The sequence below is a fragment of the Streptomyces erythrochromogenes genome, assembly GCF_040684695.1.
Taxonomy (GTDB): Bacteria; Actinomycetota; Actinomycetes; order Streptomycetales; family Streptomycetaceae; genus Streptomyces; species Streptomyces erythrochromogenes_C.
In genome coordinates this window covers 230,615-254,787 of sequence record NZ_JBFBGM010000003.1, presented here as the reverse complement: position 1 = coordinate 254,787, position 24,173 = coordinate 230,615, and the positions used below count along the sequence as shown (strand labels likewise).

The 24,173-nt window shown below is 73.7% G+C and carries 22 protein-coding genes and 1 pseudogene; 11 read left to right on the top strand and 12 right to left on the bottom strand.

Annotated elements, in window-relative coordinates:
• Window positions 1–2 precede the first annotated feature (2 nt).
• Together AB0O53_RS08385 and AB0O53_RS08380 are read right to left on the bottom strand one after the other, a co-directional pair.
• Window positions 3–902, bottom strand: a complete 900-nt coding sequence (locus AB0O53_RS08385; RefSeq protein WP_365194007.1) for a polyphosphate kinase 2 family protein — start codon at window positions 900–902, stop codon at window positions 3–5.
• 99 nt (window positions 903–1,001) lie between these two features.
• A complete protein-coding gene (locus tag AB0O53_RS08380; protein ID WP_435886621.1) occupies window positions 1,002–1,994 on the bottom strand; it encodes a DUF4436 family protein in 993 nt (330 codons plus the stop codon).
• 258 nt (window positions 1,995–2,252) lie between these two features.
• Here AB0O53_RS08380 and AB0O53_RS08375 point away from each other — a divergent pair, with 258 nt between their 5' ends.
• From AB0O53_RS08375 to AB0O53_RS08365, 3 genes are all read left to right on the top strand, one after another.
• Window positions 2,253–3,809: an alpha/beta fold hydrolase gene (locus AB0O53_RS08375; protein ID WP_365194005.1), complete on the top strand. Its 1,557-nt coding sequence runs from the start codon at window positions 2,253–2,255 to the stop codon at window positions 3,807–3,809.
• A gap of 12 nt (window positions 3,810–3,821) precedes the next feature.
• Window positions 3,822–5,435, top strand: a complete 1,614-nt coding sequence (locus tag AB0O53_RS08370) for an alpha/beta fold hydrolase (RefSeq protein WP_365194003.1) — start codon at window positions 3,822–3,824, stop codon at window positions 5,433–5,435.
• 94 nt (window positions 5,436–5,529) lie between these two features.
• On the top strand, window positions 5,530–6,267 hold the full coding sequence (locus tag AB0O53_RS08365) for a class I SAM-dependent DNA methyltransferase (RefSeq protein ID WP_350991032.1): 738 nt from the start codon (window positions 5,530–5,532) through the stop codon (window positions 6,265–6,267).
• Window positions 6,268–6,304: 37 nt separating this feature from the next.
• Here AB0O53_RS08365 and AB0O53_RS08360 read toward each other — a convergent pair whose 3' ends face one another.
• Window positions 6,305–6,940 carry a TetR family transcriptional regulator gene (locus AB0O53_RS08360; RefSeq protein ID WP_365194000.1) on the bottom strand — a complete coding sequence of 212 codons (636 nt, stop codon included), beginning with the start codon at window positions 6,938–6,940 and terminating at the stop codon, window positions 6,305–6,307.
• A gap of 98 nt (window positions 6,941–7,038) precedes the next feature.
• Between AB0O53_RS08360 and AB0O53_RS08355 the strand changes: the two genes are divergently transcribed.
• Window positions 7,039–7,230, top strand: coding sequence for a hypothetical protein (locus AB0O53_RS08355; protein ID WP_350991036.1), 192 nt, complete (start codon window positions 7,039–7,041; stop codon window positions 7,228–7,230).
• An 8-nt stretch (window positions 7,231–7,238) separates the two neighbouring features.
• On the top strand, window positions 7,239–7,526 hold the full coding sequence (locus AB0O53_RS08350) for a DUF4190 domain-containing protein (protein WP_350991038.1): 288 nt from the start codon (window positions 7,239–7,241) through the stop codon (window positions 7,524–7,526).
• A 40-nt stretch (window positions 7,527–7,566) separates the two neighbouring features.
• On the opposite strand, the gene AB0O53_RS08345 is transcribed toward AB0O53_RS08350, so the two are convergent.
• From AB0O53_RS08345 to AB0O53_RS08335, 3 genes are all read right to left on the bottom strand, one after another.
• Window positions 7,567–7,905 (bottom strand): hypothetical protein, encoded by a 339-nt coding sequence (locus AB0O53_RS08345; RefSeq protein ID WP_350991040.1) that lies wholly within the window; start codon window positions 7,903–7,905, stop codon window positions 7,567–7,569.
• Between the two features lie 216 nt (window positions 7,906–8,121).
• Entirely contained in the window at window positions 8,122–9,957 is a 1,836-nt protein-coding gene (locus tag AB0O53_RS08340) for a serine/threonine-protein kinase (protein WP_350991042.1), read from the bottom strand.
• An 89-nt stretch (window positions 9,958–10,046) separates the two neighbouring features.
• Window positions 10,047–10,424, bottom strand: coding sequence for an FKBP-type peptidyl-prolyl cis-trans isomerase (locus tag AB0O53_RS08335; protein ID WP_350991044.1), 378 nt, complete (start codon window positions 10,422–10,424; stop codon window positions 10,047–10,049).
• A gap of 226 nt (window positions 10,425–10,650) precedes the next feature.
• On the opposite strand from AB0O53_RS08335, the gene AB0O53_RS08330 reads away from it, so the two are divergent.
• On the top strand, window positions 10,651–12,021 hold the full coding sequence (locus AB0O53_RS08330; protein WP_350991046.1) for a DUF5685 family protein: 1,371 nt from the start codon (window positions 10,651–10,653) through the stop codon (window positions 12,019–12,021).
• 158 nt (window positions 12,022–12,179) lie between these two features.
• Window positions 12,180–13,694: a DHA2 family efflux MFS transporter permease subunit gene (locus AB0O53_RS08325; RefSeq protein ID WP_365193995.1), complete on the top strand. Its 1,515-nt coding sequence runs from the start codon at window positions 12,180–12,182 to the stop codon at window positions 13,692–13,694.
• 297 nt (window positions 13,695–13,991) lie between these two features.
• Here AB0O53_RS08325 and AB0O53_RS08320 read toward each other — a convergent pair.
• Window positions 13,992–14,633: pseudogene (locus AB0O53_RS08320) on the bottom strand (glycosyltransferase 87 family protein); the annotation flags it as partial.
• A gap of 593 nt (window positions 14,634–15,226) precedes the next feature.
• Between AB0O53_RS08320 and AB0O53_RS08315 the strand changes: the two are divergent.
• Window positions 15,227–16,369 carry a molybdopterin-dependent oxidoreductase gene (locus tag AB0O53_RS08315; protein ID WP_365193993.1) on the top strand — a complete coding sequence of 381 codons (1,143 nt, stop codon included), beginning with the start codon at window positions 15,227–15,229 and terminating at the stop codon, window positions 16,367–16,369.
• Window positions 16,369–16,773, top strand: coding sequence for a hypothetical protein (locus AB0O53_RS08310; protein WP_365193990.1), 405 nt, complete (start codon window positions 16,369–16,371; stop codon window positions 16,771–16,773). The genes AB0O53_RS08315 and AB0O53_RS08310 overlap by 1 nt, the downstream gene beginning before the upstream one ends.
• An 81-nt stretch (window positions 16,774–16,854) precedes the next feature.
• Here the strand turns inward: AB0O53_RS08310 and AB0O53_RS08305 are convergent, their stop codons facing one another.
• The 4 genes from AB0O53_RS08305 to AB0O53_RS08290 all read right to left on the bottom strand — a co-directional run bounded on the left by AB0O53_RS08305 (window position 16,855) and on the right by AB0O53_RS08290 (window position 20,185).
• A complete protein-coding gene (locus tag AB0O53_RS08305; RefSeq protein WP_350991054.1) occupies window positions 16,855–17,514 on the bottom strand; it encodes a class I SAM-dependent methyltransferase in 660 nt (219 codons plus the stop codon).
• Complete coding sequence (locus AB0O53_RS08300; protein WP_365193987.1) at window positions 17,511–18,131, bottom strand: TIGR04282 family arsenosugar biosynthesis glycosyltransferase; 621 nt, start codon at window positions 18,129–18,131, stop codon at window positions 17,511–17,513. The genes AB0O53_RS08305 and AB0O53_RS08300 overlap by 4 nt, the downstream gene beginning before the upstream one ends.
• Window positions 18,128–18,841: a glycosyltransferase family 2 protein gene (locus AB0O53_RS08295; protein ID WP_350991058.1), complete on the bottom strand. Its 714-nt coding sequence runs from the start codon at window positions 18,839–18,841 to the stop codon at window positions 18,128–18,130. Before AB0O53_RS08295 ends, AB0O53_RS08300 begins: the two co-directional genes overlap by 4 nt.
• A 279-nt stretch (window positions 18,842–19,120) precedes the next feature.
• Entirely contained in the window at window positions 19,121–20,185 is a 1,065-nt protein-coding gene (locus tag AB0O53_RS08290; RefSeq protein ID WP_365193984.1) for an NAD-dependent epimerase/dehydratase family protein, read from the bottom strand.
• A gap of 408 nt (window positions 20,186–20,593) precedes the next feature.
• On the opposite strand from AB0O53_RS08290, the gene AB0O53_RS08285 reads away from it, so the two are divergent.
• The gene (locus tag AB0O53_RS08285; RefSeq protein ID WP_365193981.1) at window positions 20,594–21,847 is read left to right on the top strand and encodes a molybdopterin-dependent oxidoreductase; all 1,254 of its coding nucleotides are present in this window, start codon (window positions 20,594–20,596) and stop codon (window positions 21,845–21,847) included.
• Entirely contained in the window at window positions 21,844–22,404 is a 561-nt protein-coding gene (locus tag AB0O53_RS08280; RefSeq protein WP_350991062.1) for a hypothetical protein, read from the top strand. Before AB0O53_RS08285 ends, AB0O53_RS08280 begins: the two co-directional genes overlap by 4 nt.
• Before the next feature lie 44 nt (window positions 22,405–22,448).
• On the opposite strand, the gene AB0O53_RS08275 is transcribed toward AB0O53_RS08280, so the two are convergent.
• Window positions 22,449–24,158, bottom strand: coding sequence for a TCP-1/cpn60 chaperonin family protein (locus tag AB0O53_RS08275; protein WP_365193978.1), 1,710 nt, complete (start codon window positions 24,156–24,158; stop codon window positions 22,449–22,451).
• Between the last annotated feature and the right edge of the window lie 15 nt (window positions 24,159–24,173).

Sequence of the window (24,173 nt, the reverse complement as noted above, 5' to 3'; positions counted from 1 at the left end):
CGTCATCGTCCCTCGGCCTCCAGCTCCCGCCGGGTGACGAGCAGCGCCTTGCGCGCTTCCTCCCCCACATCGGGGTACTGGGGATCGATGTCCATCAGGGTGTGCGCGAGGACCGCCGCCGCACAGATCCGGGCGAACCACTTGCGGTCGGCGGGCACCACGTACCACGGCGCCCACTTCGTGCTCGTGGCCGACAGCATCGCGGAGAACGCGTCCTGGTAGTCGTCCCACCGGGCCCGCTCCCGGACGTCGGCCGCGGAGAACTTCCAGTTCTTCTCCGGCCGGTCGATCCGCTTGAGGAAACGCAGGCGCTGCTCCTCCTCGGACAGGTTGAGGAAGACCTTCACGACCTTGAAGCCGTTGTCGGTGAGGTAGTGCTCCCAGCGGTTGATCTCCCGGTAGCGCCGGTCCCACACGTCCGGCCCGCACGCGTCGTGCGGCAGCTTCTGCCGGACGAGGTTGTCGGGGTGGACCCGTACGACGAGGACCTCCTCGTAGTGCGAGCGGTTGAAGATGGCGATCTCGCCGCGCGCCGGCAGCCGGCGGGCGTACCGCCACAGGTAGTCGTGGTCGAGCTCCTCGGCGGAGGGCACCTTGAAGCTGCTGACGCGCACGCCCTGGGGATTGACGCCGCTCATCACGTGGCGGATCGTCCCGTCCTTGCCCCCGGCGTCGATGGCCTGGAGGCAGAGCAGCACGCCGTACGTGTCCTGGGCGGCCAGCCGCTCCTGGTACTCGGCGAGCAACGACACCCCGCCACGCAACAGCTCCGCGCCGTCCCGCTTCTTCAGACCGGCCTTGTAGCGGGGATCGAAGTCCCGGTCGAGGCGTACTTCCGACCCCGGCTCCACCCGCAGCGGCTCGATGAAGTCCGCGATGCGTTCGGCTCTCTCGTCCGCCATCGTGCACCAGTCCTTCGCCGGCCCGTGGCACTGCCGCGGCGCGCGGCGCGCGGCGCGGGGCGCCCGTCCGGGCCGGTCACCGCGCCGGGCGCCTCGTGCTCATTGTCTGCTCGGCCGGCCAAGATCGCCCGCCCCGCCGGGCCCGGGCCCGGCGGCCCCTCCGCCGTCCGGCCCGTCGTCCCGCTCGTCCTCCCCGCCGTCCTCCCGCAGGGCGGTGCGGACGCCGGCGAGGACCACGGCGATCACGCAGAGGGCGATGACGGTCTCGGCCCACAGGAAGGCGAACCAGTCCAGTACGCAGCCGATCGGAGGTGAGCCCGGCGCCGTGTTGCGGAACGCCGCGAGGGCGAACAGGGTGGCCGCCATCCAGCCGAGGGCGGGCCAGACCAGGCCCTCGCCCCGGCTCGTCAGGTACCAGGTCCCGATGAGCACGGACGCCGCCAGCGCCCACATCACGACCATCATGAGGACCGCGAAGACGAGCAGGCTGCCCGAGCGGACCAACTCCACGCCCAGGGCGGCGTCCTGAGGGGAGGGCCAGGGGACCGTGGAGACGGAGAAGAGCGTGTCGTTGTTGGAGAACAACAACCGGACCGGCACCTTCCTGCCGTCCATCTGCGCCCAGAACCCGATGTCGGTCTCGTAGGCGTCGAACGGGTAGTCGGCGACCGACCCGCCCGCCATGACCACCTTGACGTCCTTGGTCGCGAGCCGTTCGTGCGCCCTGAACGACAGGTCGCCGAGGGTCGCCTCGGTGGTCTGGAGGCTGAGGTCCCCGACCGGAGCCGTCCCGTCCTCCTCGCCGAGGCTGCCGCGCGGAGTGACCCGGACCCGCAGCAGCAGCTCCCGGCCCGCGGCGTCGACGCGTTGGACGGTCGCCCGCACGTCGATCCGGTCGGCCGCCGCCGACCCCGCCGTGTGGACCGTGTCGAGCGCCTGCCGCTCGGTGAACTGCAGCCACGACCCCACGCCGACGGCCGCCACGATCAGCACCACGATGGGCAGCAGGACCGGCAGGAGCGACGCCCGCCGGGGGTGCGGCGGCCGGGACGGCCGGGGCGGCCGGGACGGGTCCGGGGGTGTTGGGGCCATGGTGACTCCGGCGAGGTGGGGAGGGCGACGGCCTCGTTCGGCTCGGAGCCGGCGCCGCCGCCGTACGATCCTCCTCGCCCCGACCGGTGATCCGCCGCACCCGGGCGGGTGTGTCGGGCCCGGCCGGGGCCGCCGTCCGGCTCCGCGTGCGCCCGTACGGTCCACCCGGTAGCGTCGAGGAGGAGCGTTCCGCCCAACCGCTGCGGCCCCGGGCCGCCCGGCGGGTCCGCCGCCGATGTCGGCAGAGGGACGAGGCCCATGCCCAAGCACAGCATCCGCGCGGTGCCCGTCGTGGCCGCCCTGGCCTGCCTGACGGCGGTCGGCCCCGCACTCGCGGGCCCCGTGCCCGCAGCCACGACGCCACCGACCCCGTCCGCCCCGCCGGCCTCCCGGTTCGTGCCCGGCGCCTGCCCGGAGCCGCCCGAGCCCGTCGAGGCGCTGAGCGGAGCCCGGTGCGGCGTCCTCCAAGTCCCCGAGAACCGTTCCCGCCCGGGCGGGAAGACCATCGATCTGGCCGTCGCCGTCATCCCGGCCCGCACCCCCGCGAAGCCGGCCCGGGAACCCGTGGTGTTCATGGCGGGCGGCCCCGGCGCCGACGCCTTCGACGACATCCCCTTCCTCGTCGACTCGGGCCTGAACAAGGACCGCGACCTGATCGTCATGGCCCAGCGCGGCAACCTCCACGACCGGCCGAACCTCGCCTGCCCGGAGGTGGACCGGTTCAACGCGCAGTCCGTGGGCCTCGGATACGACGCGAAGCAGGCCGAAGCGCTCCTGCTCAAGGCCGTCAAGGAGTGCCGCGGCCGGCTGACCTCCCAGGGCGTCGACCTGAGCGCCTACAACACCACGGAGAACGCCGCCGACTTCGCCGACCTGCGCAAGGCGCTGGCCATCCCCTCGTGGAACGTCTACGGGTACTCCTACGGTTCCGACCTGGCCCTGACCTATCTGCGCAGGCACCCCGAGGGGATCCGGGCCGTGGCGGTCGACTCGGTCACGCCGCCCCAGTACGCGACCCTGCCGTGGACGTGGAGCAGCGTCGACGAGGGCCTCGACGCCATCCTCGCCGCGTGCGCGGCCCAGCCCGCCTGCAAGGACCGCTACCCGGACCTCCGCCGTACCTTGACCGAGCAGGTGCGCAGGCTGGAGGCGCGGCCCCTGACCCTGAACGTCCCACCGCCGGGCGGGGGAGAGCCCGTCAAGGTCGTCCTCGACGGCGGCGCGCTGCTGAACCTGATCGTCGCCTTCACCCCCCGGCCCAAGGACCTCCCCGCGGCCCTCACCGAACTCGCCGCCGGGAACCCGCAGCGCTTCGCCCAGGCCCGCGCCGCCGGATCGGTCCAGAACGTCGGCGCGTTCGCGCACGGCCTGACGAACTCGGTGGCGTGCGCCGAATGGGCGCCCGGGTACTCCGAGAAGGACGTGCTGAAGGCAGGGCGCGAGGCCTTCCCCGGCTGGCCGGACACCGTCCTCGCGCAGGCCCCGCAACTCCCCTTCCAGTACCCGGTGTGCCGGCTGTGGAACGTCCCGGACCGCGCGTCCGTGCAGCGCGTCGCGACGGCCGGCTCCGTCCCCGTGCTCCTGCTCTCCGGCACCTTCGACGTGAAGACGGGGGCGAGGTGGGCCGAGGAAGCGGCCCGTACCCTGCCCCGCTCGACCACCGTGCAGATCCCCGGGATCGGCCACTGGGTGGTCCCGCAGTCGCCCTGCGCGCAGCGCGTCCTGGCCTCCTTCCTCGACCGTCCGACCGCGCCGCCGGACACCGGCTGCGTGGACGGCCTCGAACCCCAACCGTTCACGATCATCCCCGAATGACCGGGAGGGCAGATGACCACCGCCCGTGCGCCCCGCCGTCGCCACCCCGCAGGCGGCCTCCTCGCCCCGTCATCGGCCGGCCTCGCCGCCGCGCTCCTCGTTGCCGGCCTGCTCGCGGTACCCGCGCGGGCGCAGGGCCGCACCGCCACCGACCCCACCCCGGGAGCACCGACCGGCACCGTCGCCCGGACGGTCGGCGACGCCACGTACGAGCCGGGCCCCTGCCCGAGGACACCCGAACCGATCAAGGCGCTCGAAGGAGCCCGCTGCGGCACGCTCACCGTGCCCGAGAACCGCGAGAAGCCCGGCGGCCGCACGATCGAACTCGGCGTCGCCATCGTGCCGGCGGCGACCGACGCGCCCAAGGCCGACCCGATCGTCTGGCTCGCGGGCGGCCCCGGGGACGACGCGGTGGGGGAGGCGCAGATGGCGATCGACGGCGGCCTCAACCGCGACCGCGACGTCGTCTTCATGTCCCAGCGCGGAACGTACTCGGCCGACCCGAACCTGCTGTGCCCCAACATCGACGCGTTCAACGCCCGTTCCGTCGGCCTCGCCCACGACGCGCCGTCCACCGGGCGCCTGCACGTCGAGGCGACCAAGGCCTGCCGCGACAAGCTCGCGGCCGCCGGCATCGACCTCGGCGCGTACAACGACATCCAGAGCGCCGCCGACTACGAGGACCTCCGCAGGACGCTGGGCATCGACAAGTGGAACCTCTACGGCATCTCCTACGGCACCCACCTGGCACTGGCCTACATGCGCCTGCACCCCCAGGGGCTGCGCTCCGTGGGCATCGACGGCATCCTCCCGCCGTCCAGGGCCGGTTCGGCGGCGACCTGGAGCAGCGCCCGGCAGGGCTTCGACGGCCTGTTCAAGGCCTGCGCGGAGCAGCCGGCCTGCAACAAGCGCTACCCGAACCTGTCCGCCACCTTCGACGAGCTCGTCCGCCGACTGGAGGCCGAGCCGGTCACCACCACCGTCACCCTCCCCGGCAGCGACAAGCCGGTGAAGGTCGTACTCGACGGGGGAGCCCTGGTGAACTGGATGACCTCGGCCACCCACGTGGCACCCCAGGTACCCGCCGCCCTGGACGAACTGGCCCACGGCAAGCCGCAGCGCATCGCCGAGCAGTGGGCGGGCGGCAAGCTCAGCCCCCAGGCCATGGGCCGGGTCGCGCACGGCCTCGTCTACGGCGTCTTCTGCAGCGAGTGGACCCCGTACGAGAGCGAGGACGCGGCGCTCCGCGGCGGACAGGCGGCGTTCCCGTCCTTCCCCCGCTCGGTGCAGGCCCAGGCCCCGCAGCTGGCCTTCCTCCACCCGGACTGCGACGCCTGGAACGTCCCCGCGGCGCCGCCCTCCATCCGTGACGCCACCCGCAGCGACATCCCCACCCTCGCCCTGTCGGGCGGCTTCGACTCCCAGACCGGCGCGGACAACGGCCCGTACGTCGCCCGTACGCTGCCCAACGCCAAGGTCGTCACGGTCCCCTACGAGCCGCACGTGGTCTTCGCGACGTCGAAGTGCGCCCAGGAGATCGCCGTCTCCTTCTTCGACGACCCCTCCGCACCGGACACCGCATGCCTGAAGACCCTCAAGGCACCGGAATTCGACATCGCCCCGTAGGCGGCGCGCCGGCGGCGGAGTCCGAGGCGGAGCCGGCGGCCGGGGGAGGGTAAATGCGTCGACAGTGCCCGCCGCGCCCGGCACAGTGGCCGTCGTGACGAGCAGTGAACTGTGGACCCGCGCGACCGCCGACCGCTACGACGCCGAGGAGGCCGAGGCGTCCTCGGCTGCCGCTCTCGAACCGACCCTCGCCTTCCTCGCCGAACTCGCGGGGGACGGCCGGGCACTGGAGTTCGCCATCGGGACCGGACGCGTGGGCGTCCCGCTCCGGGAACGCGGCGTGCCGGTGGTGGGCATCGAACTGTCCGAGCACATGGCAGCGGTGCTCCGGCGCAAGACCGACGAGGACACGCTCCCCGTGGTCATCGGGGACATGGCCACCACCGTGGTCCCGGGCGGGTTCACCCTGGTGTACCTCGTCTACAACACCATCACGAACCTGCTCACGCAGGACGAGCAGGTCGAGTGCTTCCGCAACGCCGCACGCCATCTGGAGCCCGGCGGCCGCTTCGTCATCGAACTGGGCGTGCCGCCCCTGCGGTTCCTGCCGCCCGGGCAGGTGGCGGTGCCGTTCGACGTCTCCGACCGGCACGTCGGCTTCGACACCTTCGACCTGGTCGAGCAGATCCTCGTCTCGCACCACTTCACCCGCGACGACGACGGCCACTACCGCCGCGACAACTCCCGCCACCGCTACGCCTGGCCGGCGGAGCTCGACCTCATGGCACGGATCGCCGGGCTCGAACCGGAACGCCGTGTCGCGGACTGGGACGGGTCGCCGTTCACCCAGGACTCCGCGAAGCACATCTCCGTGTGGCGCAAGCCGGCCTGAGCGAGGCCGTCGTCACTGGCACGGTCACCCCGCCCGGTCACACCGCCCGGTCGTCCGCCCAGTGCACGCGCCCGACATGGATCAGGCGCAGCTGGGCGAGTGCCGTGCCGGTGGCGGCCGACCAGTCCTCGCCGCGCAGGGACGCGGTCAGGAACGCCGAGGCCGTCATGACCATGTGATCCACCAGCAGTCGCGACAGCATCGTCACCTCGCCGGTGTCCCAGCCCGCGCTCAGGGGATCGCAGCCCAGCGCGGCCCCTATCTCGTCCGCGAAGACGTCGAGTTGCGCGGCGATGGCCTCGCGCACCGCCGGTACACCGCCGTGGCGTTCGCGGACCAGGAAACGGACGTGTGCGGGGCGGTCGCGCACCAGGTCGCCGATGAGCCGCACCACGGCGTCGCCTCGCCGGTCGGCCTCGCCGGTCGCGGTGAGGATCTCCCGCACCGTCCCGTGCAGGCTGGCCAGCGCCTCCTCCACCAGCGCGGTCCCGAGGTCCTCCATGCTCCGGAAGTGCCGGTAGAAGGCGGTGGGGGCGACCCCGGCGGCCCGGGTCACCTCCCGGAGGCCGAGGCTGCCGAGGCTGCGCTCCGCCAACTCCGACAGGGCGGCGTCGAGCAGGGCGCGCCGGGTGCGGCGGCGCCTGGTCTCGCGAAGGCCGGTCTCTGTACTCATGACGCGAAGTCAACCGCGTCACAGTCACCCGCCGCCAGCATGATGCAAACTGAACTGGGTAGTCAGTGAACAACTGTAACCTGAACGGAGGACGTCTCATGCTCTTCCTCGTAGGCGCGTTGCTGGTGCTCGGCGTCGTCCTCGGCGTCGTGGCCCACGTACCCGCTCCCGTCAGCGCGGTCGCCGGTCTCGCCATCGCCCTCTGGCTCGCTCTCTTCGCCGCGCGCGAGCGCCTCTTCGGCCACCGCCGGTCCGGCCGGCTCGGCCACGACCCCCGAGGTGCCCGATGAGCCGGCCGGTGGATTCCCCTACCGCGGTCCGGAACCGGGACCGGGACCGGAACCCGGCCCGTACCCGGGACGCCGATGCGATGGCCGTCACCGGCTTCGTCCTCGGCCTCGTGGGGCTGCTCGTGATGAACCTGATCCTCGGCCCGACCGCCGTCGTCCTCGGCACCCTCGCGCTGCTGCGGCACACGACCAGGCCCGGCCGGGCCCGCCTGGCCATCGGCCTGGGCCTCGCGGACGTGGTGCTCCTCGTCTGCCTGGTCACCGCCGACGGGACCTGGTCGTGGAGCCTGGCCTGAGCCGTCCCGCCCGAAGGCGGTCCGGTTCGGGCGCGCCTTCCTAGGCGGACCTGCGGCGCAGCGCGCGGCGGACGGCGTAGAGGACGACGACCAGCACGATGACGACGAGCAGGACGATCAGCAGGGTCTTGAACAGGCCGCCCTTCTTCTTGCTCTTCTTCTTGCCCTTCTTGTTCCCGGTGATGGCCCGGACCTGGGACGATGCCGGTGCCTGGCGGAGAGCGGACGCCCCGTTGGCGCCGGCGAGCGGACCGCCCTGCGCCGGCGCCGCGGCGGCCGGGGCCTGCCGGGCGGCCGGAGCGGCCGCCGCGGCGGTGGCCCCAGGACCCAGGAGCAGTCCGGCGAGCACGAAGAAGGGCACGATCGCCGCCGCGACCATCGGGCGCTTCCTCGGACGTCTGTTCGTTGTCACTGTTCCCCCAGTTCTCCCCTGCCCCCGTCCCGGGCCCGGTGGGATCCGGCCGGCCGGGGCCTGAAAGCATCGTCGGCGAGTCCGGCCGCTCCTGCAAGGACATGGCGCAGGGCATGGGCAGGACATGGGCGGGACATGGGCAGGACATGGACCGGGCAACGTCGCCGGGTGGGCGTGCGACCGTCAGTTCTTCGCCGCGGGCTCGGCATTGCGCCAGACCGTCAGGTCGACGGTGACGAAGGCGGTCTCCTTCGCCCCGCCCGTCCTGCCGCGGAAGGTCGCCACCGCGATGTGGCCGGCCTTGCTCAGGACGCAGACCTGCGTCCCGTCCGTGAGCTGGTCGAGGCCGATCTTCTCGGTGAAGCGGGTCACGGAGCGGCAGGTCTCCAGCGAGCCCTTCTCGGAGTTGTTCAGTACGACGAGCTTGCCGTTCGTCGAGCCGAACTTCTCGTCCCCGAACAGGGTGTCCCGGAAGTAGAAGAGGTCGGCGTGCCCGTACAGCACCCCGGCCCCGGTCGGCTCCTCGGCCGGGCGCGGCGGATGGTCGGCGAACATCAGCTGGTGGTTCTGGGGGACGTCGATGCCCGGGTACGCGACCGGCTGCGGGTCGGGCCTCCCCGAGGAGGAGCCGGCGGCCCCCCGCGCCCTGTCGTCCCCTTTCCCACCGGAACCGTCCGGCAGCAGGGATCCGATGACCACGAGTCCGACGACCGCCGCCACCACCGCCCCGGCGACGATCAGCCCCGTCCGCCCGGGGCGCGGCCGAGCGGGCGGACCGGCGACGAAGCCCTGCGCGGGGTAGGGCGGCGGCGGGGTGCCGCGGCCCGGGCCGTACGAGGGCTGCGTGTACGGGGGTTGGCCGTACTGCGGCTGCGGCTGTGCGTACGCGTACGGGTGCGGGGCCTGCGCGTACGGCGGCGGTGTCGGGGGGCCCGGCGGTACCGCACCCGAAGCCCCCGGCGCGGGAGCCGTCTGCGTCGGCGCGGCGGCCACACCGGCCGGCGGGTACCCGGGCGCGGCGGGGACCGCGGGCGCACCCGGGACCGGCGGCCGCGGCGGGACCTCCGTCGGAGTCGGCGGAGCCGGGGCAGGGGCAGGGGCCGAGGCCGGCGCGGGCAGCCGCAGCCGCTCGGTGAGGGAACCGGCGACGGCCTGCGGCAACCAGTCCTCCCCCTGGCGCAGCGGAGCCTCCGAGGCCGCGTTGCACCGTTCGATGACCTCGGCCAGGGTCGGGCGGTCGGCCGGATCGCGGCTGAGGCAGCGGGTCACGACCGGTCGCAGTTCCTCCGGCAGGGCGCTCAGGTCGGGGTCCTCGTGCACGATCCGGTAGAGCACCGCGTGCGAGGGGCCGTCACCGAAGACCGATGCCCCGATGGCGGCGAAGGCCGCGATCTGCCCGAGGGCGAAGACGTCGGTGGCCGGGGTGACCGTGCCGGCCGAGGCCTGCTCGGGCGCCATGAACGCCGGGGTACCGACGCTGACGCCGGTACTGGTCAGGGCGGTGGTGTCGGCGGCCCGGGCGATGCCGAAGTCGATGACGCGCGGACCGTCGGAGGCGAGCAGCACGTTGGCGGGCTTCAGGTCCCGGTGGACGATGCCCGCGCCGTGGATGACGTGCAGCGCCTCGGCCACCCCGACGGTCAGCAGCAGCACGCTGCGCACCGGCAGCGCGCCGTGCCGGGCGACGGCGTGGGCGAGCGAGGGGCCGGGGACGTAGGCCGTGGCCAGCCAGGGCAGGGGGCCCTCGGTGTCCGAGTCGATGACCGGGGCGGTGTAGAGCCCCTGGACCCGCTCCGCGGCCCGCACCTCCTGTCGGAAGCGCCGCCGGAACTCGGGGTCCTCGCCGAACTCCGGCCGGATCACCTTGAGGGCGATGGGCCGGCCGCCCGGCGTGTGGGAGAGGTAGACCTTGCCCATGCCGCCCGCGCCCAGCACGGCCGCCAGCCGGTACCCGCCCACGACGGCCGGGTCGTCCGCCCGGAGCGGCTGCAGGAACTCGGCGGAAGGAGCGCTGCTCATGGGATCCGTCTCTGATTGCGGTGGTTCAGCACCTGCCGGCGCCCCGAAGTCGTCGAGAGCGTACCCAATTCCCGGCCCGCCGAAGGTCCTCAGACCACGGAGAGCAGGTCCACCACGAAGACCAGCGTGGAACCCGGCGGGATCAGCGGCGAGGGGGACTGCCTGCCGTAGCCGAGGCGCGGCGGAACGACGATCTCGCGCCGGCCGCCGACCTTCATCCCCCTGATGCCCCGGTCCCAGCCCTTGATGACCCTGCCGCCGCCCACGGCGAACTTGAACGGCTCGCCCCGGTCCCAGGAGGCGTCGAACTCCACTCCGGACTCGAAGGTGACCCCGACGTAGTGGACCCGGACGACCCGGCCCGGCTTCGCCTCGGGGCCGTCCCCGACGACGATGTCCCGGACGGTCAGCTCCTGCGGAGCATCACCCTCCGGCCGTTCGACCGCGGGCTTCGCCGTTTCACTCATCGCACCCTCACCACTCTGCACACTCTCCGCACTCTCCGCCGGCATCCCTCGTACCGGCCGGCCGCCGTACATCTAACCCCACAGGGCGGAGGGCCTAGGATGGCGCCGCGCGTCGATGTCGCACGCGGTTGACGTCACGCCGGGTCGCGCCCCATGCGCGGCTCCGCTCCCGTGAGCCGTCCGACCGGATGCGTCCGGGTAGCTGTTCCTACGGGGGAGAACGTCGATGTTCGGAATCATCAGGCCGTGCCGCCACCGCCTGGGCGAGGGCCTGCGCACCGAGTGGATGGCGCACCTGTGCGGGCTGTGCCTGGCCCTGCGCAGCGAGTACGGACAGTTCGCGCGGGTGGCCACCAACTACGACGGCCTGATCGTCTCGGTGCTGACCGAGGCGCAGTCGGAGCGTGCCGGGGACTGGCGCCGGGGCGCCGGTCCGTGCCCGCTGCGCGGGATGCGTTCGGCGGACGTGGCGCAGGGCGAGGGGGCGCGGCTGGCGGCGACGGTCTCGCTGGTGCTGGCCGCGGCGAAGATGCGCGACCACGTGGCCGACGGGGACGGCCTGGCGGGGCGCCGTCCGGTGGCGCTGGCGGCGCTCCGGATCGCCGACAACTGGAACCGTGTGGGCGCCGCGGGCGGCGAACGACTCGGCTTCGACACCGCGCTGCTGCTCAGGGCGGTCGAGCGCCAGCCGGACATCGAGCGTTCGACCGGGCCCGGTGGCTCGCTGCTGACGGTCACGGAGCCCTCGGAGACGGCGACCGCGGCCGCCTTCGCGTACACCGCGGTGCTCACGGACCGCCCGGGCAACGCCGAACCACTGGCGGAAGCCGGCCGCCTGTTCGGCCGGCTGGCGCACCTGCTGGACGCGGTGGAGGACCTGGACGCGGACGCGGCGTCCGGCGCGTGGAACCCGATCGCCGTGACCGGCGCGGACCGCGCCGAGGTGCGCCGGCTCTGCGACGACGCCGTCCGTGGGATCCGACTCGCCCTGTCCGACGCAGTGTTCGTCGACGAGCGGCTGGTGCGGGCGCTGCTGGGCGGTGAGCTGGAGCGCGCCGTCGACCGGGTCTTCGACCCGCGGCATCGCCACCACCAGCGCCGCCGCCCGGTACGGGGCCCGCGCCTGCTGCCCTGGCTGGGACGCCGTGCGGAGACGGAGACGGAAACGCCGTCGGGGGCGGTCTCGGGCGCGGCCTGCGGCGTGGGGGATCTCGCGGGCGCGGCCGCGGTGGGCGGGGTGACGGCGTCGGGCCGGCCGCAGGAGGGGTACTGCCCGCGGTGCCGCGAGTGGCGCCGGCTGTGCGGGAGGTGCGGGCTGTGCACCGCATGCTGCCGCTGCAACCAGGACGACGGCCAGGACGACGCGGAGTCGTGGCAGTTCGGCGACGGCAACCGCGGCGGCGGTTCGAGCCGGGACGGTTCCAGGGGTGACGGCTGGTCCGGCGGCCAGGGCGGCGGCGGTCACGGGTCCGGTGGATCCGGCGGCGGTCACGGCTCCGGCGGCTCCGGTGGATCCGGCGGTGGCTCGGGTGACGGCTGCGGCGGTGGCGGTGGCTGCTGCAACCCGTGCAAGTGCTGCTGCGACTGCTGCGACTGAACCACGGACGGGCACGGTTTCCCGGTTCTCCGGTTCCCGGTTTCGGCAAAATCGTTTGAGCCGGGGCGGCGGCACCAACAAAATCGGGGAACACCGATGAGTTCTTCCCGGTGCCGCGGTCTGTCACTGTGACCCGCCCACGCTCGGAGGACGCTCACATGACGGAAGGCACCATGTCCGCACCGCTCGCACCGCCCGCCCACTCGCCCGCCCGCGTCACCGCCGTGCTGCGGATCCTCGTGCTGTCCACGTTCGTCGTCCTCCTCAACGAGACGATCATGGTCAACGCGATTCCGCGGCTCATGCGCGATTTCGAGGTCACCGCGGCAGCTGCGGGCTGGCTGTCCACGGCCTTCATGCTCACCATGGCCGTCGTCATCCCGGTGACGGGGTGGTTCCTCCAGCGCGTGACGACCCGCACCGCCTTCGGCCTCGCCATGGCACTGTTCCTCGCCGGCACGGCCCTGGCCGCGGCTGCGCCCGCCTTCCCCGTACTGCTGGCCGCCCGCGTCGTCCAGGCCAGCGGCACCGCCGTCATGATGCCGCTGCTCATGACCACGCTGATGACCCTCGTACCCCCGCACGACCGCGGCCGCGTCATGGGCAACATCACCCTCGTCATCTCCGTCGCCCCCGCCCTCGGCCCCGCCTTCTCCGGTGTGCTGCTGCAGCTGGGGTCGTGGCGCCTGCTGTTCCTGGCCGTGCTCCCCATCGCCGGAGCCATGGCCGTGTTCGGCCGGCGCAAGCTGGTCGACATCGGCGAGCCGCAGGCCGTCCCGATCGACTGGCTGTCCGTCCCCCTGGCCGCAGCGGGCTTCGGAGCCCTGGTCTACGGCCTGAGCGGGCTGGGCGCCGGCGACGCGGCCCAGGCCCCCGTGCACCCGGCGGTCACCACCCTGGTCGGCGCGGTGCTGGTGGGTCTGTTCGTGTGGCGCCAGCTGGCACTGCAGCGCTCGTCCGCACCGCTCCTGGACCTGCGCGCCCTGACCTTCCGCCACTTCTCCGTCGCGCTCGGCCTGATGTGCCTGTCCTTCATGGCCCTCATGGGCGCCTTCATCCTGCTGCCGATCTATCTGCAGGAGGTGTGCGGGCTGTCCTCACTGCAGACCGGGCTGCTCCTCATCCCCGGCGGCCTGACCATGGGCCTCCTCGGACCGCAGGTCGGCAAGCTCTACGACCGGCTCGGCGCACCGCGCCTGGTCGTACCCGGCGCCGCGCTCACGGCGCTCTGCCTCGCCCTGTTCGCCCTCACGGGCGAACAGACCTCGCCGTGGCTGGTGCTCGCCCTGCACGTGGCGCTGAGCGCGGGCATGGCGTTCGTCTTCACCCCCGTCTTCACCTCCGGACTGTCCGTACTGCCGCCGCACCTCTACCCGCACGGCTCCGCCATCCTGGGCTCGCTCCAGCAGGTCGCGGCCGCCGCCGGCACCGCCCTGGTCATCAGCGTCATGTCGGGACACGCCGCCACGGCAGCGGCCGGGGGCGCCGACCCCACCGGCGCCCTCGCCACGGGCGTCCGGTGGGGATTCGGCATCGGCGCCGTGCTCGGCGCCCTGGCCGTGCTGGTCGCGCTGCTGATCCGCACCCCGCCCGCCCCGCCGCAGCCCGCCGCGCCGGAGGTGCAGGACGAGGACGGCTCCACGACGGCCAAGACCGCCCCCACCCCCGGCTGACCCTGCGGTGACGGACGGGCCGGGCCGTCCGGCCGCGGCCCGGCGCCGGAGCCGGCCCGTCACGAGGACGAGGGCGGCTGCGGCACCGTAGGCGATGTTGCTCAGCGACGGCTGGAAGTGGAGCGTCGGGGCGAGCACGTAGACGGCGGCGCCCGCGAGGGGGACACCGAGCCATTCCCACCGTCCGTCCAGGGCGACGAGGGCGATCAGGAGCAGCGCGTACCAGGAATAACCGGGGGTCAGGAGGACGAAGGACCAGCCGGTGACCAGCAGCGCCCCGCTCCAGGGGCGCCGCGGATCGCCGCGCCGCATGACGTGCACGCTCACGGCCGCGACGACGGCCACCAGCACCGGGAACGCCCAGCTGTCGGGCAGGACCAGGCGCAGGAGCGAGTAGCGGGACCCGGCCGAGGGGTCGTCGTAGCCCTCCTCCTCGACGTAGCCGCCGAGGTAGCCGAAGACCGAGCCGCGCGAGAGCAGGACGTACGGCAGGTAGACCAGTACGACGAAGGCCGCGGCCGGCAGCAGGACGGCGACGGCGTCCCGGATGCGGCGGACCCCGGACAGCGCGCCGGGGAGCACGACGGCCGGCATGAGCTTGGTGGCGATGGCGGCGCCGATCAGCACGCCTCCCGCTGCCCGCCGCGTGAGGGCCCGGGAGGCGACGAGGCCGAGTCCGGCCACCGTGAGGAGCACGCCCAGCACGTCGATGTGCGCGTTGTTGACCGCCTCCAGCGGGACGGCGGGGCACCAGGCCCAGTACGCCGCCTTGCGGAGGTCGTCGCCGCGCCGTCGCAGGATCAGCAGGAGCGTCCCGGTCACGCCGAGGGAGACCAGGGCGGCGCCGATCTGGAGCGGCTTGTGCCGGGCGCCGGCGGGGGACAGCCGGTCGACCGCCAGGAAGTACGCCTCGGCGACGGGCGGGTAGATGGTGTGCACGGCGGGTCTGTTGATGCGGGTGCAGTGGCGCGAGCCGTCGGAGGGCGGGACGGGCGCGAGGTCCGGGCCGCCGCACGCGGCGCCGGTGGGGAAGAGCCAGGAGTCACGCAGCGCGGCGAGGGCCGGATCCTGCGGGGTGTGGTCGTACGGGGAGGTCCCGGCGGCCTGCACGCGGCCGTCCCAGGCGTAGCGGTAGGAATCGGTGCTGGTCCGCGGGGGCCCCAGCAGCCCGGTCACGGTGACGGCGACGGCCCCCGCGACGATCAGCCACGCGAGCCGCCGGGGCGCGACCCGGCGCAGCGCGAACAGCGCGACGCCGAACAGCGCCCAGCAGACCGCGTAGCGCCCGAAGAGCCCGACGGCGTCGCCGAAGTAGTCCCCGTACACGACGGTGAGGGCGAGCACCGTCGTGAGTGCGGCCAGGGCGACGGCGGTGGTCACGAACGCGGTGCGAGGGGCGAGCACGGTAAGGGGTTTCACTTGCGGAAGCGTTCCAGGAATCGGACCTCCCGGGGGCCTCGCCACCTCGGTGTCCGTGTTTCGTAAGGTGTTCGCGCCCCCTGCGCGGGCCCCGCCGGGGGTGTGATGGGGACATGCGCTTCACCCTTCCTCCCGGGCCGCCCGTCACCTTCAGGGCGCGCCTGCACGATCCCCGTACCGCGACCCTGATCGGCCGCCTGCTCGGCCCGGCCGTGGTCGTCTGCTTCGCGACCGGTGTGCTGAGCCACTACCTCCAGCACCCGCCGGGGTGGCTGGCCGACCGGCTGCCGAGCCGCCCGTACTGGGGCTACCGGCTCACCCAGGGCCTCCACGTCGCATCCGGTATCGCGGCCGTACCGCTGCTGTTGGCGAAGCTGTGGGCGGTCTACCCGCGGCTGTTCGCGTGGCCGCCGGTGCGGTCCCTGCGGCACGCCCTGGAGCGGATCTCCGTGGCCGTCCTCGTCGCGGCCGCCCTGTTCGAGCTGTTCACCGGACTGCTGAACACCTTCCAGTGGTACCCCTGGCCGTTCAGCTTCGTTCCCGTGCACTACGCGGTCGCCTGGCTCCTGCTCGGCTCGCTGCTCCTGCACGTCGCGGTGCAATGGCCGCGGATCCGGGACCACTTCACCCGACGTTCCCCCGGAACCCTGGCCCTGCCCGCGGCGGACGGGCCGGACCGGCGTCAGCTCCTCCTCGGCGTCACCGCGGCGGTCGGAGCCGTGACACTGACCACCGTCGGACAGTCCGTCACCGCCCTCGGCGCGCTGGAACTGTTCGGTCCGCGCAGCCCCGCCCACGGTCCCCAAGGGCTCCCCGTGAACCGGACCGCCGCCGCGGCGCGCGTCACCGAGGCCTCGCTGGCCGACTGGCGGCTCACCGTCGCCGGCCCGCGCCCGTACGTGCTGACCCTGGACGAGCTGCGCGCGATGCCCCAGTACGAGGTGACCCTGCCCATCGCCTGCGTGGAGGGCTGGAGCAAGTCCGCGCACTGGACCGGCGTACGGGTACGGGACCTCCTGGAGCGCGCCGGCGGCGGTCCGCGCGCACGGGCCCGGGTGGTGTCCCTCGAAGAGGCGGGCGCCTACCGGGTGATGGAGATGGGCCGGCTCTACGCGCAGGACCCGCTCACCCTGCTGGCGCTGCGCCTGAACGGCGAGGTGCTCTCCCTCGACCATGGCTATCCGGCACGGATCATCGCCCCCAACCGGCCCGGTGTGCTCCAGACCAAGTGGGTCGGCCGGCTGGAGGTCGCGTGATGGGGGTGCGACGGGTGGCGGGCGGACTCGGGCTGCTGTGCGCCGCCTGGGGCGGCTGGCTGCTGCTCCGGCAGCCGGAGCCGTGGCGGATCGCCGTGTGGCTCGGGGGCGCGGTCGTGGTGCACGACGGGTTCGTCGCGCCGCTCGTGTTCGCGGTCGCGGCCCTCGCCGCCGCGGCGGGAGCGCGCCTGCGCGGAGTTCCGCGCGCGGCGCTGATCGTAGCGGGATCCCTGACGGCGATCGCGCTGCCTCCGCTCCTGCGCCCCGGCGGCGTGGCCAACCCGACGGTGCTGCCGCTCGACTACCTGCGCAACTGGCTGCTGGCGATGGCGGCCATCGCGCTGTTCACCCTCCTGCACACCGCCCTGCGGGCCCTGACGCGGCGGGCCAGCCGGCGGGACTGACGACCGGCCGCGCGACGAGAACAGCCGGGTGGAGTCCGCACTGCCGCGGACTCCACCCGGCTGTTCCGCGCGGTCCACCGCTCAGCGGGTCAGGTGCACGAAGTGCCGGCCCGCCGCCTCCCAGACGTCGTACGGGGTCCAGCCCGCGGACCTCGCCCCGGTGCACAGGGCGCGGGTGCCGACCCGGGCCCACCAGAAGGAGGCCCCGCGGCCGCCGGTGCCGTCCTCGACGTAGACCTCGACGCGTTCGTCGACGTCGGCGGCCGCCACCTCGACGAGGAGGGATCCGCCGGGTGCGGCCAGGGCGCCGGCCCGGCGCAGCAGGGTGGCCGGGTCGCCGCCGATGCCGATGTTGCCGTCGATGAGCAGGACCGTGCCCCAACCGCCCTCGCGGGGAAGCGGGTCGAAGACGGACCGGCACAGCGCGCTGCCGCCGGCCCGGACGGTACGGGCCACCGCCTCGGGGGTGACGTCCACCCCGAGCGCGGCGTGGCCCCGTCCGGCGAGGGCGGCGACCAGGCGGCCCGGCCCGCAGCCGATGTCGAGGACGGGGCCGGTGCACCGGTCCAGCACGGTCCGGTCGGCCGCGTCCGGCTCGGCGCACCACCGCTCGACTTCGAGGGGGAGCAGCCAGCCGTCGTGACGCCGCAGGTAGAGCGGCCCCTGGCCGGATCGCAGGGCGTCGGCGTACGGGTCGGCCTGCCAGGCCCGGGGGGCGGGCTCGGTGAGCTGCGCGGTCATCGGCTCACCGCGCACAGGCCGGAGTGCAGGGCGGCGAAGCGGGTCCGCGGTGCGGCCGCGGCGACCCGCCGCGCATCCGCGGGGGTGTCCACGTCGCACAGCTCGGGCAGGTCGCGCACAGCGAGCCCCGCGTGCGCCAGCCGTTGCCGCTGGACCTCACCGGTGTGCGCCACGGACATGGGGACGCCGAGCAGCAGGGCCGGGTCGGGCTCGGCCAGGCCGAGGGCCCAGAACCCGCCGTCGTCGGCAGGGCCGAACCAGGCGTCCGTCTCCGCGAAGTCGAGACCGAGCGCGAGGAGGCTCGGGGTGACCTGCGGGGTGTCCATGCCGATCAGCAGGGCCGGCCCCTCGGCCAGGGCGAAGGCGGCGGCCAGCCGGACGTCCAGGCCCCCCGCGCACTGCGCGGCGACCTCGATGCCGGCCGGGATCCACGGCCCCGGCTCTCCGTCCAGGACCAGGACGCGCCGCCGGGCCGGGGTCTCCAGGACCGCCGCCAGGGTGTCCTCCAGCGCGGCGCGCGCCAGGTCCGCGGCCTGCTGCGGGGTGAACTGCGTGGTCAGGCGGGTCTTCACCCGCCCCGGGACGGGGGCCTTGGCGATGACGAGCAGGGTGCTCATGCGGAAATCCCCTCGGTTCGTGCCCGCCGGGCGACCGGCGGCTCGGCCAGGACCCGGCGCATGTCGCGCACGGCGTTCCAGGTGCCCCGCCAGGTCCCGGTGACCTTGGACTTCCCGGAACGCGGCAGGTACGGGACGTCCGTCTCGGCCACCCGCCAGCCCGCGTCGGCGGCCCGCACCACCATCTGGAGCGGGTAGCCGCTGCGCCGGTCGGTCAGCTCCAGGCCGAGCAGCGCCTCACGGCGCGCCACCCGCATCGGGCCGAGGTCGTGCAGCCGCAGCCCGGTACGGCGGCGCAGCATCCGGGCCAGGGCGATGTTCCCGGCCCGGGCGTGGGCGGGCCAGACACCACGGCCCTGCGGACGGCGGCGGCCGAGCAGCAGGTCCGCCTCGCCGGCGGCGACCCGCTCGGCCATCGGTGCGAGCAGACCGGGGTCCATGGAGGCGTCGCAGTCGCAGAAGCAGACGAAGTCGGCGCGGGCGGCGAGCAGCCCGGCGTGGCAGGCGGCGCCGAAGCCGCGCCGGGCCTCGTGCACCACGGTCGCGCCGAGGGAGCGGGCGATGTCGGCCGAGCCGTCGGTGGAGCCGTTGTCGACGACGACGGCCCGCCATCCGGACGGCACCCGCGCCAACACCCAGGGCAGCGCCTCGGCCTCGTCGAGGCACGGAAGTACGAGGTCCGCGCGGAGCGGACGAGCAGGAGGAGTCACCCTCCACACCGTAGGAACCGGACGGCCTCCCAGGGTGCTTTGAGACCTTACGAAACGCGGACACCGTGCCGCACGGCGGCGCCCGCCGGTCCGCACGGGACGGCAAGGGTCCTCCTCGGGGCATGGCAATGAGGGCCCTGGAGGCCTGCGCGGACGACCGCGCGGCGGGATCCCGGCCGCCGCCGCTCCGAACCGGCCCTCCCGGTCCCCGCGCAGGTCACGGGGGGACCGGATCGGGCCGTACGTACCGCCCTGCGCGGTTCCGGCTTCCGGGGAGCCTCAGCCGACGGCGCCCGCCGAGGCCCGTTGCCCGGCCCGGGCGAACTCGGCCATGCCGTCTTCGAAGCCGACCTCCGGCCGCCAGCCCAGCCGTTCGCGCAACCGGGCGGAGTCGGCGGTGATGTGCCGTACGTCGCCCAGCCGGAACTCGCCGGTCACCACCGGCGCGGGCCCTCCGTACGCCGAGGCGAGCGCCGACGCCATCTCGCCGACCGTCCGCGGCTCCCCGCTGCCGGTGTTGTACGCGCCCAGCATGCCGGCGGCCGTGTCCCTGACGGCCTCCAGGGCCACGACGTTCGCCGAGGCGACGTCCCTCACGTGGACGAAGTCCCGCCGTTGCGCGCCGTCTTCGAAGACCCGGGGAGCCTCGCCCCTGGCCAGGGCGGACCGGAAGAACGAGGCCACCCCGGCGTAAGGGGTGTCACGCGGCATCCCCGGCCCGTACACGTTGTGGTAGCGCAGCGCGACCGCACGCCCCTCCGCGCAGCGGGCCCAGGCGGCCGCCAGGTGCTCCTGCGCCAGCTTCGTCGTCGCGTAGACGTTCCGCGGATCCGTCGGCGCGTCCTCGCCGACCAGACCCGCAGCCAGTCCGGCCCCGCAGTCGGGGCACCGGGGCTCGAATCGGCCCGCCTCGAGGTCCTCGGCCAGCCGCGGCCCGGGCCGTACCGTCCCGTGCCGTTCGCAGGTGTAGCGGCCCTCCCCGTACACCACCATCGATCCGGCGAGCACGAGGTCCCGGACCCCGGCGGTCGCCATCTCCGCCAGCAGCACCGCCGTCCCGAGGTCGTTGCAGCCGACGTACGCGGGGGCGTCGGCGAAGTCCTTCCCGAGGCCGACCATGGCAGCCTGATGGCACACCGCGTCCACGCCGCGCAGTACCTCCCGGACCGCGTCCGCGTCCCGTACGTCGGCCCGGACGAACTCCGCGTCGGGCAGCGGCGGGGCACCCGGGTGGGCTGCCGGCAGCAGGGCGTCGAGGACGACGGGGTCGTGCCCGCGGTCCTTGAGGGCGGTGACGATGTGGGAGCCGATGAACCCGGCCCCTCCGGTGACGAGTACGCGCATGCTCCGGACGCTACGCAGCGCCCGGCGCCGGGGACGTCTCCCACGCCTGGACGTAAGGGTTCCGTCATACGGATCCGACGGCGCGCGGCGAGCGCGGAGACCCCGAGCAGCGCGTCGGTGACGGAGGGTTCATTGCGCCATGGGAATGACATTCCGCGGCTCAGCCGGTCCACCCGCGTGGGAACACCGCAGGACGTGTGGCCCGGCTCGCCACTCTGAGCGGGAACGACGGCTCGGCCGGTCGTCCGCCACCAGCCCCAGGACCAGCCCCAGCCCCAGTCCCAGTCCCAGGACAACATCCGGCTCCGCCCCACCGAGGTTCCCTCGCTGCGGCCTGCACCCGCGGCCGGCACCGGAGCCGGGGCCCTGGTCCGACGGGACCCGAACGAGCGCTCCATGGAGGTCCCGATGGACACGAGCGACGGCACAGCGGCGCACCCCGGGTTCTGGCGCAGCCCGTTGCGGGGGCCCTGGCTGACGGGTGTGTTCGGCCTCGTCCTGTTGGCCGGGATCCCCGTGTTGTTCGTGACGGGCCTGCTGTCGTACGCCGCCTACAACCCGGATCTGGCTCCGCGCAACGACCAGACCCCCGACAAGGGACTGCTCGGCTTCTACCTGTTCACCTGGCCCACATCGCCGTACTGGCTCTACCGGCTGACCCAGGGCACCCACACCGTCCTCGGCGTGGTCCTGGTCCCGGTCCTGCTCGCGAAGCTGTGGTCGGTGATCCCGAAGCTGTTCGCGTGGCCGCCGCTGCGCTCGGTCGCCCACGCCCTGGAGAGGATGTCGCTGCTCCTGCTCGTCGGCGGCGCCGGCTTCACCTTCGTCACCGGCATCCTGAACATCCAGTTGGACTACGTCTTCCCGGGCTCCTTCTACGTCCTGCACTTCTACAGTGCCTGGATCTTCATGGGCGCCTTCGTCGTCCACATCGCCTTCCGGCTGCCGCGCGCCGTCCGCGCGGTCCGTTCCGGACGGCACCACCAGCCCGCCGCTGACTCTCCGGAGGCCGCCGGGCTGGTGTCGCCCAGGCCGGCCCCTCCGACGATCTCCCGTCGGGGTGCGGTCGCCATGGTCGGCGCCGGATCGCTCGCGCTGTTCGTCGTGACCGCGGGGCAGAGCATCGGAGGCCGGTGGCGCAAGACCGCCGTACTGGCCCCGCACGGGCGGGACCCCGGCACGGGGCCGAACGGATTCCAGATCAACAAGACCGCCGCCGCCAGCGGTATCCGGCCCAGCGACATCGGGCCCGACTGGCGGCTGACCGTCCGCGCGGGCGGGCGGCAGGTCGTGCTGACCCGCGCGATGCTGCTCGCCATGCCCCAGACGGACTCCGCCCTGCCCATCGCCTGCGTGGAGGGCTGGTCGACCCCGGACCAGGACTGGTCCGGGGTCCGCCTGACCGACCTCGCCGCCCTCGTCGGCGTGGGCACCGACACCCCGCAGGTCCTGGTCGAGTCCGTCCAGCGCGGCGGATCGTTCTCCTCCGTCGTGCTGGCCCCCAACCAGGCCCGGGACGAACGGTCCCTGCTCGCGATGCGGGTCAACGGAGCCGACCTCTCCGCGGACCACGGCTACCCGGCCCGGGTGATCGTCCCGGGTGCCCCCGGTGTCCACAACACCAAGTGGGTGGGCCGCCTCACCTTCGGAGAACCCGCATGAACCGCTCCGCCCGTGGCCCGGTCCTCGCCTCCTTCCGCCGGCGCTACGGCGCCTCGCCCCTCCACCTCCTCCTCGTCCTGGCATCCTTCGCCCTCGCCCTGTACGCGGGGATCCGGCTCCTCAAGGGCGACGCGGTGGGTGTGGCGATCTGGTTCGTCGGCGCCGCGCTCCTGCACGACCTGGTCCTGCTCCCTCTCTACTCGGTGACCGACCGAGCAGCCCAGTACCTGTGGCACGCCGGAGCCGCCCCGACCGGGGCCACGCCCCGAACGAGCATCAACTACTTCCGCGTGCCCGCATTCGTCGCCGGTGTCCTCTTCCTCGTCTGGTGGCCCCTGATCCTGCAGCAGGGCGGCCACTACACCGCGTCCACCGGCCTGCCCGCCGACGGGTTCCTGGCCCGCTGGCTCCTGATCACCGCCGGCCTGTTCGTCGCCTCGGCCGCTGTCCTGATCGTGCGGACCTGGCTGCGCCTGCGCCCCCGCCGCGAAGAGCGCCGAGCGCAGGCCCGTGCCCAGGCCCGGGCCCAGGCCCGGGCCCGAAAGTCCGCGCGGTGACCTCGGCCCGAGCCGTACACCCGCCGTTCGCGGGAACAGCCGGCTCAGAGGAGGTCGAGGAAGCGGGCGGTCGTTTCCACGGCCGAGGTCAGAGCGGTGCGCACACTCTGGGCGGAGTCGAGGATGCCCGCTTCCTCGAAGGGGACCGCCCTGCCACTGAGCACATCGAAACACTGCCCCTGCCGGGCGAAGGACTCCAGGGCCTCCGGTTCGGCGCGGTGGCCGGCGTTCTCGGCCAACGAGGCGGCGGGCTGCCCCAGGGCGGCGAGCAGGACGCGCCAGCCCGACTGCGCTCGTTCTGCCGCGGACAGCGTGTCGAGGAGCGTCGCACGGGTGTGCAGCAGCGCGACTCCACCGCCGGGCACATAGCCGTACCGGGCGGCCCCCCGGGCAACGGAGATGCCCTTGTTGGCTGCCGCCATGCGCTGTGCGAGGTCCGCCTCGGAGAGGGCGCCGACGCGGAGCACCGCTGCGCCGGTCGACAGCTTGGCGCTCCGATAGCCGTACCAGTCCCGTTCCTGTTCCGAGGCCGCACGCTGGGACTTCTTCTGGAGCTGGGTCACCAGCTTGCCGAGTTGCTTGCCGTCCGGGCCGGTGCCGACGAGCTGGGTGAAGGTCTCGCTGATGACGGCCAGGCGCGCCTGCCCCAGTACCGTGAGGTCGGCGCGCTGGAGCAGCTCGGGGCGGTTGACGACATGGCCTCCGGTGGCCAGGGCGAGGTCGGCGAGGAGCTCGGACTGCTGCCGGCCCTGCGAAGGCGCCCGTACGGCGGCCGACTTGAACACCTCACGGCTCTTGTTGACCACCAGGGTGTTGAGGAAGTCCTCCTCGAGCGCGTCGGCGACGACCAGCAGCGGCCGCCCGGTGGGGACCACGTGCTCCAGAAGGGGCAGCACGTCGTAGATGGTGGGTTGGTACTGATCCAGGACCAGCACGTACGCGTCGTCGAGAACCGCGGTGCCACTGAGGTGATCAGTGACGAAGTACGGCGAGTGGAACCCCTGGTCGATCGTGATGCCGGAGGTGTACTGCAGTTCGTACTCCATGGTGTTGGTCTCCTGCGCGACCAGGCCACCGTGCCATCCCACTCGTCCCACGGCATCGCCGAGCAGCCGGCCCACCTCGGGCCGGCCGGTGGCGGTGCGGACCAGGGCCCCGATGTGGTTCGCGTTCTGCACCGGCCGTACGACCGTGTCGAGGAGCGCGGCCGCGCGGTGGCCCGCCGCGCGTAAGTCGCGGGTCACCACGGCGGGGTGCGTTCCCTCGGCCACCACCTGGATGGCCTCGATGACCATGTGATGGGCCAGCACGGCAGCCGTGGCAGAGCCGTCACCGGCCCGCTGGTGCACCTGCTGGACCAACTCGCGCATCATGAGGGCACCGATGCGCTCGCGGGGATCCTCCGTATCGGCGACCGATACGATGCCGAGCGCGGTGGACTCCTCGTGCCGCACCCCCTGGGCGTCCCGCACCGCCGCGCGGCGGCCTGCCGGTCCCAAGGTCCGGCCGATGTGCTGTGCCACCGTGGCGATGCCGGACGCCACCACCATCGGGTGCTCTTCGACCTGTTCGGCCCGTCCGGCCGCCAGCAACTGGTCGGCCACCAGGTCGGTGCTGCCCTGGCTCACGTAGTAGATCAGTTGCTCGACGTTGACCTGCGTGCCCGCGCCCAGGGCGTTGGTCGTTCCCGTGTCGCTCGTCTCGACACGCAGGTTGATCCGTGCTTGCTGCCCGAGGTCGTCCGCCATAGCCATCGTCCCGGTCCCCGC

Bases quoted from the DNA above. Each gene is read 5' to 3' on its own strand.
- AB0O53_RS08300 (WP_365193987.1), bottom strand. From the start codon at position 18,131: ATGAGCACCCTGCTCGTCATCGCCAAGGCCCCCGTCCCGGGGCGGGTG.
- AB0O53_RS08305 (WP_350991054.1), bottom strand. From the start codon at position 17,514: ATGACCGCGCAGCTCACCGAGCCCGCCCCCCGGGCCTGGCAGGCCGAC.
- AB0O53_RS08330 (WP_350991046.1), top strand. From the start codon at position 10,651: ATGTTCGGAATCATCAGGCCGTGCCGCCACCGCCTGGGCGAGGGCCTG.
- AB0O53_RS08380 (WP_435886621.1), bottom strand. From the start codon at position 1,994: ATGGCCCCAACACCCCCGGACCCGTCCCGGCCGCCCCGGCCGTCCCGG.
- AB0O53_RS08360 (WP_365194000.1), bottom strand. From the start codon at position 6,940: ATGAGTACAGAGACCGGCCTTCGCGAGACCAGGCGCCGCCGCACCCGG.
- AB0O53_RS08275 (WP_365193978.1), bottom strand. From the start codon at position 24,158: ATGGCTATGGCGGACGACCTCGGGCAGCAAGCACGGATCAACCTGCGT.
- AB0O53_RS08290 (WP_365193984.1), bottom strand. From the start codon at position 20,185: ATGCGCGTACTCGTCACCGGAGGGGCCGGGTTCATCGGCTCCCACATC.
- AB0O53_RS08310 (WP_365193990.1), top strand. From the start codon at position 16,369: ATGGGGGTGCGACGGGTGGCGGGCGGACTCGGGCTGCTGTGCGCCGCC.
- AB0O53_RS08325 (WP_365193995.1), top strand. From the start codon at position 12,180: ATGACGGAAGGCACCATGTCCGCACCGCTCGCACCGCCCGCCCACTCG.
- AB0O53_RS08345 (WP_350991040.1), bottom strand. From the start codon at position 7,905: ATGGTCGCGGCGGCGATCGTGCCCTTCTTCGTGCTCGCCGGACTGCTC.
- AB0O53_RS08340 (WP_350991042.1), bottom strand. From the start codon at position 9,957: ATGAGCAGCGCTCCTTCCGCCGAGTTCCTGCAGCCGCTCCGGGCGGAC.
- AB0O53_RS08385 (WP_365194007.1), bottom strand. From the start codon at position 902: ATGGCGGACGAGAGAGCCGAACGCATCGCGGACTTCATCGAGCCGCTG.
- AB0O53_RS08375 (WP_365194005.1), top strand. From the start codon at position 2,253: ATGCCCAAGCACAGCATCCGCGCGGTGCCCGTCGTGGCCGCCCTGGCC.
- AB0O53_RS08280 (WP_350991062.1), top strand. From the start codon at position 21,844: ATGAACCGCTCCGCCCGTGGCCCGGTCCTCGCCTCCTTCCGCCGGCGC.
- AB0O53_RS08370 (WP_365194003.1), top strand. From the start codon at position 3,822: ATGACCACCGCCCGTGCGCCCCGCCGTCGCCACCCCGCAGGCGGCCTC.
- AB0O53_RS08315 (WP_365193993.1), top strand. From the start codon at position 15,227: ATGCGCTTCACCCTTCCTCCCGGGCCGCCCGTCACCTTCAGGGCGCGC.
- AB0O53_RS08335 (WP_350991044.1), bottom strand. From the start codon at position 10,424: ATGAGTGAAACGGCGAAGCCCGCGGTCGAACGGCCGGAGGGTGATGCT.
- AB0O53_RS08285 (WP_365193981.1), top strand. From the start codon at position 20,594: ATGGACACGAGCGACGGCACAGCGGCGCACCCCGGGTTCTGGCGCAGC.
- AB0O53_RS08355 (WP_350991036.1), top strand. From the start codon at position 7,039: ATGCTCTTCCTCGTAGGCGCGTTGCTGGTGCTCGGCGTCGTCCTCGGC.